1 protein-coding gene is annotated in these 16,536 nt (G+C 64.8%); it reads right to left on the bottom strand.

The genetic code is table 11. The features are described from left to right. Nucleotides 1–16,271 (bottom strand): immunoglobulin-like domain-containing protein (locus ACI2KK_RS25535; RefSeq protein WP_404671144.1); only part of this gene is annotated, 16,271 nt, incomplete at its 3' end. Between the last annotated feature and the right edge of the window lie 265 nt (nucleotides 16,272–16,536).

Here is a 16,536-nt window from a genome sequence, read left to right as displayed (position 1 = left end):
ATGGTCTGCCCGTTGGCGAGGCTGACCACGACTGGGCTGCCAGTGACCGGAGCACCTACCGAGGCGGTGTAGATGATGGTGCCGCCCTCGGCCACGCTTGGCGTGGCGGTGAGAGTGACGGTGGTGGTGTCCTGCACATCGGTCACGGTGGTGCTGACCGGGTTCTGATTGGCGACCAGATTCTCGTAGTTGCCACCGCTGACGCCGGTGATGTTGTTGGTCACCGGCGCGTGGCCTTGGTAGACATCGTTGGTCACGGCGCCTGTGGCGGTGCCGGAGCTCTGCCCGACAGGGATAGTGATGGTCTGGCCGTTGGCGAGGCTCACTACGACCGGGCTGCCGGTAACCGGAGCGCCCACGCTGGCGGTGTAGATGATGGTGCCACCTTCGGCCACGCTTGGCGTGGCGGTCAGGGTGACGGTGGTGGTGTCCTGCACGTCGGTGACGGTAGTGCTGACCGGGTTCTGGTTGGCAACGAGGTTCTCGTAGTTGCCGCCGGACACACCGGTGATGTTGTTGGTCACCGGCGCATGGCCTTGGTAGACGTCGTTGGTCACGGCGCCCGTGGCGGTGCCTGAGCTTTGGCCCACAGGAATGGTGATGGTTTGCCCGTTGGCCAGAGAAACCACGACCGGCGAGCCAGTCACTGGTGCGCCTACGCTGGCGGTGTAAATGATGGTCCCACCCTCGGCCACGCTTGGCGTTGCGGTGAGGGTGACGGTGGTGGTGTCCTGCACATCAGTGACGGTTGTGCTGACCGGGTTCTGATTGGCGACCAGGTTTTCGTAGTTACCGCCGCTAACGCCGGTGATGTTGTTGGTAACTGGCGCGTGGCCTTGATAGACGTCGTTGGTCACGGCGCCGGTTGCCGTCCCCGAGCTTTGACCAACGGGGATGGTGATGGTTTGCCCGTTTGCGAGGCTCACCACGACCGGGCTTCCAGTCACCGGAGCACCTACCGAGGCGGTGTAAATGATCGTCCCACCTTCGGCAACGCTCGGCGTGGCAGTCAGGGTAACGGTGGTGGTGTCCTGAACATCGGTGACGGTAGTGCTGACCGGATCCTGATTGGCGACCAGATTCTCGTAGTTGCCGCCGGACACCCCGGTGATGTTGTTACTAACCGGCGCATGGCCCTGGTAGACATCGTTGGTCACAGCGCCCGTGGCGGTTCCTGAGCTTTGGCCAACCGGGATGGTAATGGTCTGACCATTGGCCAGGCTGACCACGACCGGGCTGCCGGTGACTGGTGCGCTAACCGAGGCGGTGTAGATGATCGTCCCGCCTTCAGCCACGCTCGGCGTAGCCGTCAGGGTAACGGTGGTGGTGTCCTGAACATCCGTGACGGTAGTGCTAACCGGGTTCTGGTTAGCGACCAGGTTTTCGTAATTGCCGCCAGACACCCCGGTGATGTTGTTGGTAACCGGTGCATGGCCTTGGTAGACGTCGTTGGTCACGGCGCCCGTGGCAGTACCAGAACTCTGGCCCTCGGGAATGGTGATAGTTTGCCCGTTGGCCAGCGAAACCACGACCGGCGAGCCAGTCACTGGTGCACCTACCGAGGCGGTGTAGATGATCGTCCCGCCCTCGGCCACGCTCGGCGTAGCGGTCAGGGTGACAGTCGTAGTGTCCTGAACATCCGTGACGGTAGTGCTGACCGGGTCCTGGTTGGCGACCAGGTTCTCGTAATTGCCGCCGGACACCCCGGTGATGTTGTTACTAACCGGCGCATGGCCTTGGTATACGTCGTTGGTAACAGCACCCGTGGCCGTGCCTGAGCTTTGGCCGACTGGGATAGTGATGGTTTGGCCGTTTGCCAGTGATACCACGACCGGTGAGCCAGTTACTGGGGCACCCACGCTGGCGGTGTAGATGATGGTGCCACCTTCGGCCACGCTTGGCGTAGCGGTCAGGGTCACGGTGGTGGTGTCTTGAACATCGGTCACTGTAGTGCTGACCGGATTCTGGTTGGCGACCAGATTTTCGTAGTTACCGCCGCTAACGGTGGTGATGTTGTTGGTAACTGGTGCGTGACCTTGGTAGACGTCGTTGGTCACCGCGCCGGTGGCCGTGCCGGAGCTTTGGCCGACCGGGATGGTGATGGTTTGCCCGTTGGCCAGCGAAACCACGACCGCAGAGCCAGTCACCGGTGCCCCCACGCTGGCGGTATAGATGATCGTCCCGCCCTCGGCCACGCTTGGCGTGGCGGTCAGGGTGACCGTGGTGGTGTCCTGAACATCGGTGACGGTGGTGCTGACCGGATTCTGGTTAGCTACGAGGTTTTCGTAGTTACCGCCGGATACGCCAGTGATGTTGTTGGTTACCGGAGCATGGCCCTGGTAGACGTCGTTGGTCACAGCGCCGGTGGCGGTACCGGAACTCTGGCCGACCGGGATGGTGATGGTCTGCCCGTTGGCCAGCGAAACCACGACCGGCGAGCCAGTCACTGGTGCGCCGACCGAAGCGGTGTAAATGATGGTGCCGCCTTCGGCCACGCTCGGCGTAGCCGTCAGGGTAACGGTGGTGGTGTCCTGAACATCCGTGACGGTAGTGCTGACCGGATCTTGATTGGCGACCAGGTTCTCGTAGTTGCCGCCGGATACGCCTGTGATGTTGTTACTAACCGGTGCATGGCCCTGGTAGACATCGTTGGTCACCGCGCCAGTGGCGGTGCCGGAACTTTGGCCGACCGGGATGGTGATGGTCTGCCCGTTGGCCAGGCTGACCACGACCGGGCTGCCGGTGACCGGAGCCCCGACGGTCGCGGTGTAGATGATGGTGCCGCCCTCGACCACGCTTGGCGTGGCGGTCAAGGTCACCGTGGTGGTGTCCTGCACATCAGTGACCGTTGTGCTGACCGGGTTCTGGTTGGCGACCAAATTTTCGTAGTTACCGCCGCTAACGCCGGTAATGTTGTTGGTAACTGGCGCGTGGCCTTGATACACGTCGTTGGTCACAGCACCCGTGGCCGTGCCTGAACTCTGCCCGACCGGGATGGTGATGGTTTGCCCGTTGGCGAGGCTGACCACGACCGGGCTGCCAGTGACCGGAGCACCAACGCTGGCGGTATAGATGATCGTCCCGCCTTCGGCCACGCTCGGCGTAGCCGTCAGGGTAACGGTGGTGGTGTCCTGAACATCCGTGACGGTAGTGCTGACCGGATCTTGATTGGCGACCAGGTTCTCGTAGTTGCCGCCGGATACGCCAGTGATGTTGTTGCTGACCGGCGCATGACCTTGATAGACGTCGTTGGTCACCGCACCCGTGGCAGTGCCGGAGCTTTGCCCGACCGGGATAGTGATGGTCTGGCCGTTGGCGAGGTTCACCACGACCGGGCTGCCAGTGACCGGAGCACCGACCGACGCGGTGTAGATGATGGTGCCGCCCTCGGCCACGCTTGGCGTGGCAGTCAGGGTCACCGTGGTGGTGTCCTGCACATCGGTCACGGTGGTGCTGACCGGATTCTGGTTAGCGACCAGGTGCTCGTAATTGCCGCCGCTAACGCCGGTGATGTTGTTGGTAACTGGCGCGTGGCCTTGATAGACGTCGTTGGTCACAGCGCCCGTGGCAGTACCAGAACTCTGGCCCACGGGAATGGTGATGGTCTGCCCGTTGGCCAAAGAAACCACGACCGGCGAGCCAGTCACTGGTGCTCCGACCGAAGCGGTGTAAATGATAGTCCCGCCTTCGGCCACGCTTGGCGTAGCGGTCAGGGTGACAGTGGTGGTGTCCTGCACATCAGTGACAGTAGTGCTGACCGGATCCTGATTGGCGACCAGGTTTTCGTAGTTACCGCCGCTAACGGTGGTGATGTTGTTGGTAACTGGCGCGTGGCCTTGATAGACGTCGTTGGTCACAGCTCCCGTGGCCGTGCCGGAGCTCTGCCCGACGGGGATGGTGATGGTCTGCCCGTTGGCCAGCGAAACCACAACCGGTGAACCGGTCACCGGCGCACCCACGCTGGCGGTATAGATGATCGTCCCGCCTTCAGCCACGCTCGGCGTGGCAGTAAGGGTAACGGTGGTGGTGTCTTGCACATCGGTGACAGTGGTGCTGACCGGATCCTGATTGGCGACCAGGTTCTCGTAGTTGCCGCCGGATACGCCGGTGATGTTGTTGGTCACCGGCGCGTGGCCTTGGTAGACGTCGTTGGTCACCGCACCTGTGGCTGTACCGGAACTTTGGCCGACCGGGATGGTGATGGTCTGGCCGTTGGCGAGGCTCACTACGACCGGGCTACCAGTCACAGGAGCCCCGACCGAAGCGGTGTAAATGATGGTGCCGCCCTCGGCCACGCTCGGCGTAGCTGTCAGTGTGACTGTGGTGGTGTCCTGTACATCGGTGACGGTGGTGCTGACCGGATTCTGGTTGGCAACCAGATTTTCGTAGTTACCGCCGCTAACGGTAGTGATGTTGTTGGTAACCGGCGCATGGCCTTGGTAGACGTCGTTGGTCACAGCACCCGTGGCAGTACCAGAGCTTTGGCCCACAGGAATGGTGATGGTCTGCCCGTTGGCCAGAGAAACCACGACCGGCGAGCCAGTCACTGGTGCCCCGACTGAGGCGGTGTAAATGATCGTCCCGCCTTCGGCCACGCTCGGCGTGGCGGTCAGGGTAACGGTAGTGGTGTCCTGCACATCGGTGACAGTAGTGCTGACCGGATCCTGGTTAGCGACCAGGTTCTCGTAGTTGCCGCCGGACACGCCGGTGATGTTGTTACTAACCGGCGCATGGCCTTGGTAGACGTCGTTGGTCACGGCGCCCGTGGCGGTGCCGGAACTTTGGCCAACAGGGATGGTAATGGTCTGGCCGTTGGCCAGGCTGACCACGACCGGGCTGCCGGTGACTGGTGCGCCAACCGAAGCGGTGTAGATGATCGTCCCGCCTTCGGCCACGCTCGGCGTAGCCGTCAGGGTAACGGTGGTGGTGTCCTGAACATCGGTGACGGTAGTGCTGACTGGATCCTGGTTAGCGACCAGATTCTCGTAATTGCCGCCGGACACCCCGGTGATGTTGTTGCTGACCGGCGCATGACCTTGATAGACATCGTTGGTCACGGCACCCGTGGCAGTGCCGGAACTCTGCCCGACCGGGATAGTGATGGTCTGCCCGTTTGCCAGCGAAACCACAACCGGCGAACCGGTCACCGGAGCCCCCACGCTGGCGGTGTAGATGATCGTCCCGCCTTCGGCCACGCTCGGCGTAGCCGTCAGGGTAACGGTGGTGGTGTCCTGAACATCGGTGACGGTAGTGCTGACTGGATCCTGGTTAGCGACCAGATTCTCGTAATTGCCGCCGGACACCCCGGTGATGTTGTTGCTGACCGGCGCATGACCTTGATAGACATCGTTGGTCACGGCACCCGTGGCAGTGCCGGAACTCTGCCCGACCGGGATAGTGATGGTCTGCCCGTTTGCCAGCGAAACCACAACCGGCGAACCGGTCACCGGAGCCCCCACGCTGGCGGTGTAGATGATCGTCCCGCCTTCAGCCACGCTCGGCGTGGCGGTCAGGGTCACCGTGGTGGTGTCCTGAACATCGGTGACGGTAGTGCTGACCGGATTCTGGTTAGCGACCAGATTTTCGTAGTTACCGCCGCTAACGGTGGTGATGTTGTTGGTAACTGGCGCGTGACCTTGGTAGACGTCGTTGGTCACAGCACCCGTGGCCGTGCCGGAGCTCTGGCCGACTGGGATGGTGATGGTCTGCCCGTTTGCCAGCGATACTACGACGGGCGAGCCAGTGACCGGAGCGCCAACGCTGGCGGTATAGATGATCGTCCCGCCCTCGGCCACGCTCGGCGTAGCGGTCAGGGTGACCGTGGTGGTGTCGGTGGTATCGGCAACCTGGGTCACCGCCGCCGTATTGTTTACCGCAAGGTTCTCGAAGTTGCCCCCGGAAGCCCCGGTAATGTGCGCGCTGACCTGCCCGGCATCGACATACGGGTCGTCGCCCGGCGCAGCCACGGTGACGCTGCCCGAGGTCTGGTTGGCCGCGATGGTGATGCTCTGACCGTTGCTCAGGGTCACGGTGACATCGGACTGGGCCGCGCTGGTCAAGGTGGCGGTGTAGGTGATCTGGCCACCTTCATCCACGCTCGGCGTCGCCGACAGCGATACCGTGGTGGTGTCCTGGGTATCGGTCACGCTGGTGCTGACCGGGTTCGGGTTGGCCACCAGATGCTCGTAGTTGCCGCCGGACACCCCGGAAATGCTGTTGGTTACTGGTGCATGGCCCTGGTAGACGTCGTTGCTGACCGCGCCCGTGGCGGTGCCCGAGCTCTCACCCACCGGGATGGTGATGGTCTGGCCGTTGGTCAGCGTCACCGTGACCGGGCTGCCAGTGACCAGTGCATCGACCGTGGCGGTGTAGGTGATGGTGCCACCCTCGGCAACGCTTGGGGTGGCGGTCAGGGTGACCGTGGTGGTGCTTTGCACATCGGTGACCGTGGTGCTGACCGGCGTCTGGTCCGCCACCAGGCTCTCGTAGTTGCCGCCGGTGACGCTGGTGATGCTGTTGCTGACCGGTGCATGGCCTTGGTAGACGTCATCGGTCACGGTGCCGGTGGCGGTCCCGGAGCTTTGGCCCACCGGGATGGTGATGGTTTGCCCGTTGCTCAGCGCGACCACCACCGGCGAGCCAGTAACCGGCGCCGCCACACTGGCGGTGTACACGATGGTGCCGCCTTCGGCCACGCTGGGCGTGGCGGTCAGCGTGACGGTGGTGGTGTCCTGCACATCGGTGACGGTGGTGCTGACCGGGTTCTGGTTAGCGACCAGGTTTTCGTAATTGCCGCCGCTGACGCCGGTGATGTTGTTGCTGACCGGCGCATGGCCTTGGTAGACGTCATTGGTCACGGCACCGGTGGCGGTGCCGGTGCTCTGACCGACAGGGATGGTGATGGTCTGGCCGTTAGCCAGCGAAACCACGACCGGCGAGCCAGTCACCGGTGCACCCACGCTGGCGGTGTAGATGATCGTCCCACCCTCGGCCACGCTTGGCGTCGCCGTCAAGGTAACGGTGGTGGTGTCCTGTACATCGGTGACGCTAGTGCTTACCGGGCTCTGGTCAGCCACCAACTGCTCGTAGTTGCCGCCACTGACGCCGGTGATGTTGTTGCTGACCGGCGCGTGGCCTTGGTACACGTCGTTGGTCACGGCCCCGGTGGCCGTGCCGGAACTCTGCCCAACCGGGATGGTGATGCTCTGGCCATTGGCGAGCGTCACCACCACCGGCGAGCCGGTCACCGGCACATTGACGGTCGCGGTGTAGACGATGGTGCCGCCTTCGGCCACCGAAGGGGTGGCGGTCAGGGTCACCGTGGTAGTGGTCTGCACATCGGTGACTGTGGTGCTCACCGGGTTCTGGTCGGCGACCAGGCTCTCGTAGTTGCCGCCAGTTACACCGGAAATGCTGTTGCTGACCGGTGCGTGGCCTTGGTAGGCGTCATCGGTCACGGCCCCGGTTGCGGTACCGCTGCTCTGGCCCACCGGGATGGTGATGGTCTGGCCATTGGTCAGGCTCACCACCACGGGGGCGCCGGTCACCGGTGCGTTGACGGTTGCGGTGTAGACGATGGTGCCGCCCTCTGCGACCGAAGGTGTAGCGGTCAGGGTGACGGTGGTGGTGTCCTGCACGTCGGTGACGGTGGTGCTGACCGGGTCCTGGTTGGCAGCCAGGTGCTCGTAGTTGCCGCCGGACACCCCGGTGATGTTGTTGGTGACCGGCGCGTGGCCTTGGTACACGTCATTGGTCACGGCCCCCGTGGCCGTACCGGAGCTCTGGCCGACCGGGATGGTGACGGTCTGCCCGTTTGCCAGGGTCACCACCACGGGCGAACCGGTCACCGGTGCATTGACGGTCGCGGTGTAAACGATGGTGCCGCCCTCAGCCACGCTTGGCGTGGCGGTCAGGGTGACGGTGGTGGTGTCCTGAACATCGGTGACGGTGGTGTTCACCGGGTCCTGGTTGGCCACCAGGTTTTCGTAGTTGCCGCCGCTCACACCCGTGATGTTGTTGCTGACCGGCGCGTGGCCTTGGTACACGTCATTGGTCACAGCCCCAGTGGCGGTGCCGCTGCTCTGGCCAACCGGGATGGTGATGGTCTGGCCGCCCGCGAGGGTCACCACCACGGGCGAACCTGTGACCGGTGCATTGACGGTCGCGGTGTAAACGATGGTGCCGCCTTCGGCCACGCTCGGGGTCGCCGTCAGGGTCACGGTAGTGGTGTCCTGAACATCGGTAACCGTGGTGCTCACCGGGTCCTGGTTGGCCACCAGGTGCTCGTAGCTGCCGCCGGATACGCCGGAAATGCTGTTGCTGACCGGCGCATGGCCTTGATACACGTCGTTGGTCACGGCACCGGTGGCAGTGCCGGAACTTTGCCCGACCGGGATGGTGATGGTCTGGCCATTGGTCAGGGTCACCACCACCGGCGAGCCGGTCACTGGTGCGTTGACGGTCGCGGTATAGACGATGGTGCCGCCTTCGGCGACCGACGGGGTGGCGGTCAGGGTCACCGTGGTGGTGGTCTGCACATCGGTGACCGCAGTGCTGACGGGCGTCTGGTCGGCGACCAGGCTTTCGAAGCTGCCCCCGGATGCGCCAGTGATGCTGTTGGTGACCGCTGCATGCCCTTGGTAGGCATCGTCGGTCACCGCTTCGGTGGCGGTGCCGGAGCTTTGCCCGACCGGAATGGTGATGGTCTGGCCGTTGGCCAAGGTCACCACCACTGCAGAGCCTGTGACCGGCGCCCCGACTGAGGCGGTGTAGATGATGGTGCCGCCTTCGGCCACGCTTGGCGTCGCCGTAAGGGTGATGGTGGTGGTGTCCTGTACATCGGTAACCGTGGTGCTGACCGGGTTCTGGTCGGCGACCAGGTGTTCGTAGTTGCCGCCGCTGACGCCGGTGATGTTGTTGCTGACCGGCGCATGCCCTTGATACACGTCGTTGGTCACCGCCCCGGTGGCGGTGCCCGAGCTCTGGCCGACCGGGATGCTGATGGTCTGGCCGCCCGCGAGGGTTACCACCACCGGCGAGCCGGTCACCGGTGCGTTGACGGTTGCGGTGTAGACAATGGTGCCGCCTTCAGCCACCGAAGGGGTGGCAGTCAGGGTCACCGTGGTGGTGTCCTGCACATCGGTGACGGTAGTGCTGACCGGGTTCTGGTTGGCCTCGAGGTTTTCGTAGTTGCCCCCGCTGACGGCGGTGATGCTGTTGCTGACCGGCGCGTGGCCTTGATAGACATCGTTGGTCACGGCACCAGTGGCGGTGCCGGAGCTTTGCCCGACAGGGATGGTGATGGTCTGGCCGCCCGCGAGCGAAACCACCACAGGGGAGCCTGTGACCGGCGCATTGACGGTCGCGGTGTAAACGATGGTGCCGCCTTCAGCCACGCTGGGCGTGGCGGTGAGGGTGACAGTGGTGGTGTCCTGCACATCGGTCACGGTGGTGCTGACCGGGGTCTGGTCGGCGGCCAGATGCTCGTAATTACCACCCGAAACCCCGGTGATGCTGTTGCTGACCGGTGCATGGCCCTGATACACGTCGTTGGTTACCGCGCCGGTGGCGGTGCCGGAGCTCTGGCCAACCGGGATGGTGATGGTCTGGCCGTTGGCCAGGCTCACCACGACCGGCGAGCCGGTCACCGGCGCATTGACGGTTGCCGTGTAAACGATGGTGCCGCCTTCGGCCACGCTTGGCGTGGCGGTCAGGGTCACGGTGGTGGTGTCCTGAGCATCGGTAACCATGGTGCTGACCGGGTCCTGGTCGGCCACCAGGTGCTCGTAGCTGCCGCCACTGACCCCGGTGATGTTGTTGCTGACCGGCGCATGGCCTTGATAGACGTCATTGGTCACCGCGCCGGTGGCGGTGCCCGAGCTCTGCCCGACCGGGATGGTGATGCTCTGGCCATTGGCGAGCGTGACCACCACCGGCGAGCCGGTCACCGGCGCCCCGACCGACGCGGTGTAGATGATCGTCCCGCCCTCGGCCACGCTGGGCGTTGCCGTCAGCGTAACGGTGGTGGTGGTTTGCACGTCGCTGACCGTGGTGCTGACCGGCGTCTGGTTGGCTACCAGGCTCTCGTAATTGCCGCCAGAAACCCCGGTGATGCTGTTGCTCACCGCGGCATGCCCTTGATAGGCGTCGTCGCTCACCGCTTCAGTGGCGGTGCCGGTGCTTTGCCCAACCGGGATGGTGATGGTCTGCCCGCCCGCGAGGGTCACCACCACGGGGGAGCCAGTGACCGGCGCATTGACGGTTGCCGTGTAAACAATGGTGCCGCCCTCGGCCACGTTGGGTGTGGCGGTGAGGGTGACGGTGGTGGTGTCCTGAACATCGGTGACGGTGGTGCTGACCGGGTTCTGGTCGGCCACCAGGTGCTCGTAGCTGCCGCCACTGACCCCGGTGATGTTGTTGCTGACCGGCGCATGGCCCTGATAGACGTCATTGGTCACCGCGCCGGTTGCGGTGCCCGAGCTTTGCCCAACCGGGATGGTGATGGTTTGGCCATTGGCCAGGCTTACCACCACAGGCGAGCCTGTGACCGGTGCATTCACGCTCGCCGTGTAAACGATGGTGCCGCCCTCGGCCACGCTGGGCGTGGCGGTGAGGGTCACCGTGGTGGTGTCCTGCACATCGGTGACCGTGGTACTGACCGGTGTCTGGTCGGCCACCAGGTGCTCGTAGTTGCCCCCGGAAACCCCGGAGATACTGTTGGCGACCGGTGCATGCCCCTGGTAGACATCGTTGGTCACACTGCCCGTGGCCGTGCCCGAGCTTTGGCCAACCGGGATGGTGATGGTCTGGCCGTTGGTCAGGGTCACCACGACCGGCGAGCCTGTAACCGGTGCGTTGACCGTTGCGGTGTACACGATGGTGCCACCCTCGGCCACCGAAGGCGTGGCGGTAAGGGTGACGGTGGTGGTGTCCTGCACATCGGTGACGCTGGTGCTCACCGGGGTCTGGTTGGCTTCGAGGTGCTCGTAGCTGCCCCCGCTCACGCCGGTGATGCTGTTGCTGACCGGCGCATGGCCTTGATACACATCGTTGGTCACCGCGCCCGTGGCGGTGCCCGAACTTTGCCCGACCGGGATGCTGATGGTCTGGCCGCCCGCGAGGGTTACCACCACCGGCGAGCCAGTCACCGGCGCGCCCACGCTGGCGGTGTAGACGATGGTGCCGCCCTCCGCGACCGAAGGCGTCGCGGTCAGGGTCACCGTGGTGGTGTCCTGCACATCGCTGATGGCGGTGCTGACCGGGCTGGGGTCTGCCACCAGGTGCTCATAGCTGCCGCCGGACACGCCGGAGATGCTGTTGGTCACCGGCGCATGGCCCTGGTACACGTCGTTGGTCACGGCACCCGTGGCAGTGCCTGAACTTTGCCCCACGGGGATGGTGATGGTCTGGCCATTGGTCAGGGTGACCACCACGGGGGAGCCTGTGACCGGTGCATTGACCGTCGCGGTGTACACGATGGTGCCGCCCTCGGCGGCGTTCGGGGTGGCGGTCAAGGTCACCGTGGTGGTGGTTTGCACGTCGGTGACCGTGGTGCTGACCGGTGTCTGGTTGGCCACCAGGCTCTCGTAATTACCGCCAGTAACCCCGGTGATGTTGTTGCTGACCGCCGCATGGCCTTGATAGGCGTCATCGGTCACCGCCTCGGTGGCGGTACCGGAGCTTTGCCCGATCGGGATGGTGATGCTTTGCCCGTTGGCAAGGGTGACCACCACCGGCGAACCCGTCACCGGCGCGCCGACCGTGGCGGTGTAGACGATGGTGCCGCCTTCGGCGACCGAAGGGGTGGCGGTGAGGGTCACCGTGGTGGTGTCCTGCACGTCGGTAACGCTGGTGCTGACCGGGCTCTGGTCGGCCACCAGATGCTCGTAGTTGCCGCCGCTCACGCCGGTGATGTTGTTACTCACCGGCGCGTGGCCCTGGTACACGTCGTTGGTCACAGCGCCCGTGGCGGTCCCCGAGCTTTGGCCCACCGGGATGGTGATGGTTTGGCCATTGGCCAGGTTTACCACCACAGGCGCACCTGTGACCGGTGCATTGACGGTCGCCGTGTAAACAATGGTGCCGCCCTCGGCCACGCTGGGCGTGGCGGTCAGGGTGACGGTAGTGGTGTCCTGCACGTCGGTAACGCTGGTGCTGACTGGGGTCTGGTCGGCCACCAGGTGTTCATAGCTGCCGCCGGACACGCCGGTGATGTTGTTGCTGACCGGCGCATGGCCCTGGTACACGTCGTTGGTCACCGCCCCGGTGGCGGTGCCCGAGCTTTGCCCAACCGGGATGGTGATGGTCTGGCCGTTTGCCAGGGTCACCACCACAGGCGAGCCTGTAACCGGTGCGCTGACCGTGGCGGTGTAGACGATAGTGCCGCCCTCGGCCACCGAAGGGGTGGCGGTAAGGGTCACGCTGCTGGTGCTCTGCACGTCGGTCACGCTGGTGCTGACCGGCGTCTGGTTGGCCACCAGGTTTTCGAAGTTGCCACCGGACGCACCGGTGATGCTGTTGGTGACGGCAGCATGCCCCTGATAGACATCGTCGGTCACAGCTTCGGTGGCGGTGCCCGAACTTTGCCCGACCGGGATGGTGATGCTCTGCCCATTGGCGAGGGTGACCACCACCGGCGAGCCTGTCACCGGTGCGCCGACCGAGGCGGTGTAGACGATGGTGCCGCCTTCGGCCACCGAAGGGGTGGCGGTCAGGGTCACCGTGGTGGTGTCCTGCACGTCGGTGACGGTGGTGCTTACCGGGTTCTGGTCGGCGACCAAGTGCTCATAGCTGCCGCCGGACACGCCGGTGATGTTGTTGGTAACGGGTGCATGCCCTTGGTAGACATCGTTGGTCACCGTGCCCGTGGCGGTGCCGGAACTCTGGCCGACGGGGATGGTGATGGTCTGGCCGCCCGCCAGCGAAACCACGACAGGCGAGCCCGTGACCGGTGCGCCGACGCTCGCGGTGTAGACGATGGTGCCGCCTTCGGCCACCGAAGGGGTGGCGGTCAGGGTCACCGTGGTGGTGTCCTGCACATCGGTGACGGTGGTGCTGACCGGGTTCTGGTCAGCGACCAGGTGCTCGTAGCTGCCCCCGCTCACCCCGGTGATGCTGTTACTGACCGCGGCATGGCCCTGATACACATCGTTGGTCACCGCCCCCGTGGCGGTGCCGGAGCTTGCGCCCACCGGGATGGTGATGGTCTGCCCATTGGCCAGGTTGACCACCACGGGCGAGCCGGTCACCGGCGCGCTGACCGTAGCGGTGTAAACGATGGTGCCACCCTCGGCCACCGACGGCGTGGCGGTGAGGGTCACCGTGCTGGTGGTCTGCACGTCGGTGACCGTGGTGTTCACCGGGTCCTGGTTTGCGACCAGGTGCTCGTAATTGCCGCCGGACACACCGGTGATGTTGTTGCTGACCGGTGCGTGCCCTTGATACACGTCGTCGCTGGCGGTTCCGGTGGCAGTGCCGGCGCTTTGGCCGACCGGGATGGTGATGGTCTGGCCGTTGGCCAGGGTCACCACCACCGGCGAACCGGTCACCGGCGCATTCACGGTCGCGGTGTAGACGATGGTGCCGCCCTCGGCCACCGAAGGTGTGGCAGTCAGCGTCACGGTGGTGGTGGTCTGCACATCGGTGACCGTGGTGCTGGCCGGTGCCGGGTTGCCCACCAGGCTTTCGAAGTTGCCGCCAGACACCCCGGAGATGCTGTTGCTGACCGGCGCATGCCCTTGGTAGGCGTCATCGCTGACCACTGCGGTAGCGGTGCCCGAGCTTTGCCCGACCGGGATGGTGATGGTCTGGCCATTGGTCAGGGTCACCACCACCGGTGAGCCAGTAACAGGCGCGTCAACGCTCGCGATGTAGACGATGGTGCCGCCTTCGGCGACCGAAGAGGTGGCGGTCAGGGTCACCGTGGTGGTGTCCTGCACATCGGTAACGGTGGTGCTGACCGGATTCTGGTTCGCTACCAGATTCTCGAAGTTACCCCCGGAAACGCCGGAGATGCTGTTGGTAACCGGCGCATGCCCTTGGTAGATATCGTTGGTCACGCTGCCCGTGGCAGTGCCCGAGCTTTGGCCCACCGGGATGCTGATGGTCTGGCCGTTGGTCAGGGTCACCACGACCGGCGAACCCGTCACCGGTGCGTTGACCGTGGCGGTGTAGACGATGGTGCCGCCTTCGGCCACCGAAGGGGTAGCGGTGAGGGTCACCGTGGTGGTGCTCTGCACATCGCTGACCGTGGTGCTGACGCCCGTCGGGTCGGCGACCAGGTGCTCGTAATTACCACCAGACACCCCGGTGATGCTGTTGGTCACCGGCGCATGCCCCTGGTACACGTCATCGCTGACGCTAGCGGTGGCGGTGCCCGAGCTCTGGCCGACGGGGATGGTGATGCTCTGGCCATTGGCGAGCGTGACCACCACCGGCGAGCCGGTCACTGGTGCATTCACCGTGGCGGTGTAAACGATGGTGCCGCCCTCGGCCACCGAAGGGGTGCCCGTCAGCGTCACGGTGGAGGTATCCGGGGTATCGCTCACCTGGGTGACCGCCGGCGTGGCATTGATCGCCAGGTTCTCGAAGTTGCCGCCACTGGCGCCAGTGATGCGCGCGCTGACCAGCGCGGCATCGGCATAGGGGGTGTCCGCCGGGGCTGGCAGGCTGATGCTGGCGCTGGTCTGGTTGGCGGCGATGAGGATGCTCTGGCCGTTGCTCAAAATGACGGTCACATCCGTCTGGCCCGGGTGGTCGAGGGTCGCGGTGTAGACGATCTGCCCACCCTCGGCCACGCTCGGCGTGGCACTCAGCGTCACCGTGGTGGTGTCGCGCACATCGTTGACCGTGGTGTTGGCCGGGGCCGGGCTGGCCACCAGGTTTTCGTAGTTGCCGCCGGCCACCCCGCTGATGCTGGTGCTCACCTGGCCGTGCTGCTGGTACACATCGTTGCCCACCGGCACGCTGACGCTGCCGGTGCTCTGGCCCACACCAATGGTGATGCTCTGCCCGTTGGCCAGGCTCACCACCAGCGGCGTGCCGGTGACCGGCGCATTGACGCTGGCGGTGTAGACGATAGTGCCGTTCTCGCTCACCGACGGCGTTGCCGTCAGGCTCACCGTGGTGGTGTCGAGGCTGTCGCTGACCTGGGTGCTGGCCGGGGTGGTGTTGGCCTGCAGGTGTTCGAAGTTGCCGCCGTTGGCCGAGGTAATGCTGGTGCTCAGGCTACTGCCACCCTTGTAGGCGTCGTTGGGTGCCTGCACGGTAACGCTGGCGCTGCTCTGGCCGGCGGCAATGGTCAGGGTCTGGCCATTGGACAGTGCGACGGTAACCGGCGTTTGCGCCGGGTTGCTCAGGGTCACGGTGTAGGTGACCACGCCGCCCTCGGTCACGGCCGGCGTGGCGCTGAGGGTCGCCGTGGTGATGTCGACGGTGTCGACCACGCGGGTGGTGGCCGGGGTGTGGTCGATGCTCACGCTCAGCCCGCCGCCGCTGGTGGCGGTGATGTTGGCCGACAGGTCATGGGCGTCGAGGTACACGGTGTTGTTGGGCGCTACCGTCACGCTTACCGAGCCGCTGGTCTGCCCGGCGGCGATCACGATCACCGCGCCGTTGGACAGCGTCACGGTCAGGTCGCTCAGCGGCGCCTGGCCCACCGTGGCCACGTAGACGATGGTGCCGCCAGCCTCGCTGATCGACGGTGTGGCGCTCAGCACCACGGCAGTGCCGGTTTCCAGCGGCTGCGGGGTGAGGCTACCGGCCGCCGCCGTTTGCCCGGTGGTGTCGAGGTTGGTGAACTGTGCCGGGCTCAGCCCGTCGTTGAACCCCAGGGGGACGGTGGGGTAGCCCACGTTCGGGGCGACCACCCCGGCGGTCTCCTCGAGGATGACGAAGCTGTGGCCGCCGCCCAGGGCACCGCTGCCGCTGCCCGGGTTGCCGGGGCCGGCTGCGGTGGCCTCGAATGCGGTGGTCGGGTCGAGGCCCGCCTCGATCGCCTGTTGCAGTTGCTCCACCGACGGCGCGTTTTGCGCCGTGGCCATGCACATGTCGGTGCTGTGGTCGGGCTCGCCGGCGCTCCACTGGCTGTCGCGGCCAAGGTCCAGGTGGCGGCCGTCGGGCAGTTGCAGGGTGACCGCGCCGCCCGGCCCGGTCAGCAGCTGTTCGCCCACGTACAGGCGGTCACCTTCCACGAGTACCCGTCGCACGCCTTCCGGCGACACTGCAACGACCTGGCCAACAATGCGTTCTACGATGGCAACAACAGTACTCATTGAACTCTCCAGATGACCCGACCTATACCTTCCCTGGCCTGCCGGTGGGGTTTCCGGCGCTGGCTGGAATGATTTTAAAGTGCCGCTAGTTGCTAGCTGTCAAACTTTCGTTATTGCTATTCGCTGCTGGTTAAATATGCCGAAATATTGACATTTATCGGCGTGTGACACGCACGCGGCAATCTAAAGTCATATCGTGATTTCACCGCTTGCCAACTCTCACTTTCGTATTAGTCCTATGGCCGGTGGCTTGGTTCATAAACCT

The sequence above is a fragment of the Pseudomonas sp. NPDC089406 genome, from assembly GCF_044900265.1.
GTDB lineage: Bacteria > Pseudomonadota > Gammaproteobacteria > Pseudomonadales > Pseudomonadaceae > Aquipseudomonas > Aquipseudomonas fakonensis.
The sequence above is the reverse complement of the archived record's forward strand: the minus strand, read 5'-3'. Positions and strand labels throughout refer to the sequence as shown.